Here is a 2,609-nt window from a genome sequence, read left to right on the forward strand (position 1 = left end):
CATCGAACATTTATCTACAGCCCGTGAGAGGGGGCTTGTGCCTCTTGCCGGTGTTTATGGCTGGGGCAGTGCGTTTGAGCATAATCAGTTACATGACGGCGAGGATTTTACCGGTCCCACTGCCGGGGCGATATCCGCATCCATGACTGCGGCACTAAAGATGGCTAAACTATCCCCCAAAGACATTGACGTCGTCATCGCACACGGCGACGGCACGCGCACGGGAGACAGGAATGAGTGTCAGGCAATCAACGAGGTCTTTTCAGAAGCGTTGTCAACCCTCAAGGTGTATGCCTCAAAGGGTGCCTTGGGGCATCTGCTTGCGGCGGCTCCGGCACTGGATACATTTATCGCCTCGTGCATACTCAGAGAGGGTATCATACCGCCAACTGTTAATGCAACCCCCGTGGATGATGATGTCGGATTTGATCTTGTGGTTGACAAACCGTTGAAAATACAGGCGAGCCGGATTATGGTCAACGCCCACAGTTGTGAGGGACAGGCCGTATCGATCATCGTGGGCAGTGTGGAAGTATAGACGTGAAACGAAGGTACTATTTTGCTTAGAGAAGAAAAGGAATTATTTATAACTCATGTTACGCATAGAAGCAAAAAAAAGGTTTAGAGGTTTAAATAACTGCGAAAAATATGTACTATGGATGAAGATAAATGTGGTCAAGGGGACTTCTTCATGCCCGGGGTGGCTCACCCCTCCCCTTGTGGGTGGGTCTGAGGGATGGCAAAGCCCTCCCTTTTTGTACCCTGTGCGTAAGGTGAGATAATAATTATTAGCAGGTAGTTATAGGCATGAGATTTTTATTTTACGACAGGATTACTGAAATCGAAAAGGGTAAAACGGTCAGCGGTGTTAAGACCTTTGCCCTGTCGGAGGAGTTCCTGAGGGGCCACTACGGCAAGCAGGCGATCATTCCGGGGGTGATATTCATCGAGGCGATGGCACAACTCCTGGGATGGTTGATCATATACACGCACGACTTCAGACTCTCTGCGATAATGTCGCTGGTTGAGGGTGTCAAGGTAACTCCAATGCTGAGGCCCGGACTGACTGCACAGATACACGCTCAGATCGTATCGACCTCCAAGCGCGACTCACTTGGAAAGGCCTGCGTGCTTGTTGACGGCAAGGAGGTGGCTTCGATGCAGCGCATAATATTCAGCCACTTTCACCGCGTAGACCCCGATGAACTAAAGAGGCGCTTTGAGTACTACAGCGGCCTGACACCAGGGCCATGAACCGGCAGCGTGTCGTAGTTACCGGCCTGGGAATGGTCACTGCCCTGGGGCTTGACGTTGAGGCCAGTTGGCAGAAGGCCCTCGATGGCGTATGCGCCATAGGGCGAGTTGCGGGGGCGCCACACTGCCCCGTACAGGCCGTGGCCGAGGTCAGTGAGACGGACTTCCTTGCCATCAGCGAAAGATTCAAGGAGGATGCCCTCAGGGAAGGCGAACGCAGGACGATGTTTGCCCTGCAGGCGGGCTATAGCTCACTGGCCGACGCCGGTCTGCTTCAACAACCGGGGCAGCGATGGCGGATGGGAGTCTCTCTTGCCGCCGGGCTTCCCCTGAACAGGCTGGAGGACATAGCTCCGTGGGTGACCGCACAGGGGCAGTTTGACATCGCCCGGTTTGGCAGACAGTGCGGCCAAGTATGCAATGACGGCATTATGCGAAACAACTCCAACCGTGCTGCCGCCGTGGTGGCCAGACGCCTGAAACTCCTGGGACCAAACTGCACCGTTACAACGGCGTGTGCATCGGCCACCCAGGCCATTGGTACGGCCTTCAGGATGATACGCGATGGCGAGGCCGACGTCATGGTCTGTGGCGGGGCGGATTCGATGATCAATCCGGTGGGGTTGGTCTTTTTCGTCCTCCTGGGTGCGGCATGTACGACAACGGACAGGGTGGAGGAGGCATGTCGCCCCTTTGATCGCAGACGCTCGGGATTGGTCATGGGCGAGGGGGCGGGGCTGGTAGTCCTCGAGGAAGAGTCTCACGCACGCAGGCGAGGGACACGGGTGTATGCCGAAGTTGCAGGGTATGCCTCCTCACTGGACGCTTATCAGGTAACGGCTCCACCGGCAGATGGCGCCGGGGCAGTGGCCTCGATGTTCGGTGCCCTGGCCGATTCGGGGTTATCGCCGCAAGATATCGACTACATAAACGCACACGGTACCAGCACCAAACTCAACGACAAGGCCGAAACACTCGCCATCAAAGAGGTCTTTAAAGAACACGCACATCAGTTGGTCATTAGTTCGAGCAAGTCGGTTTTTGGGCATCTGTTGGCCGCTTCCGGTGGCCCCGAGTTTGTCTTTACCGCCCTGTCGGTGTACACGGATGAGATACATCCCACTGTAAACCTCACACAACCTGACCCCAAATGCGACCTCAACTATGCGCCAGCTCAAAAGGTCTCCTACAAGGGGCTGACATCTTCCGGGAAATCGGTAAGGGCCGCACTAAGTAATTCCTTCGGATTTGGAGGCCAAAACTCGTCGATTGTTATAAAAAAATACAGATAAGGCAATGAAAGAAGAAAGAAAGGGGCGGCTCCGCCCCCCTTCAGAACCCCCCGCAAGGGGACC

General features: G+C 55.0%; 2 protein-coding genes and 1 pseudogene. All 3 read left to right on the forward strand.

Annotated features, from left to right (window positions below; genetic code table 11):
• A pseudogene (locus tag HWQ67_RS16030) lies at positions 1-538 on the forward strand (hypothetical protein); the annotation flags it as partial.
• 269 nt (positions 539-807) lie between these two features.
• The gene (locus HWQ67_RS16035) at positions 808-1,254 is read left to right on the forward strand and encodes a hypothetical protein (protein WP_218253692.1); all 447 of its coding nucleotides are present in this window, start codon (positions 808-810) and stop codon (positions 1,252-1,254) included.
• Positions 1,251-2,546: a beta-ketoacyl-[acyl-carrier-protein] synthase family protein gene (locus tag HWQ67_RS16040; RefSeq protein ID WP_218253693.1), complete on the forward strand. Its 1,296-nt coding sequence runs from the start codon at positions 1,251-1,253 to the stop codon at positions 2,544-2,546. The genes HWQ67_RS16035 and HWQ67_RS16040 overlap by 4 nt, the downstream gene beginning before the upstream one ends.
• Positions 2,547-2,609: the final 63 nt, after the last annotated feature.

It is taken from the genome of Candidatus Magnetobacterium casense, from assembly GCF_019173545.1.
GTDB lineage: Bacteria > Nitrospirota > Thermodesulfovibrionia > Thermodesulfovibrionales > Magnetobacteriaceae > Magnetobacterium > Magnetobacterium cryptolimnobacter.

Excerpts from the sequence above, each read along its gene's own strand:
- HWQ67_RS16035 (WP_218253692.1), top strand. The coding sequence starts at position 808 with ATGAGATTTTTATTTTACGACAGGATTACTGAAATCGAAAAGGGTAAA.
- HWQ67_RS16040 (WP_218253693.1), top strand. The coding sequence starts at position 1,251 with ATGAACCGGCAGCGTGTCGTAGTTACCGGCCTGGGAATGGTCACTGCC.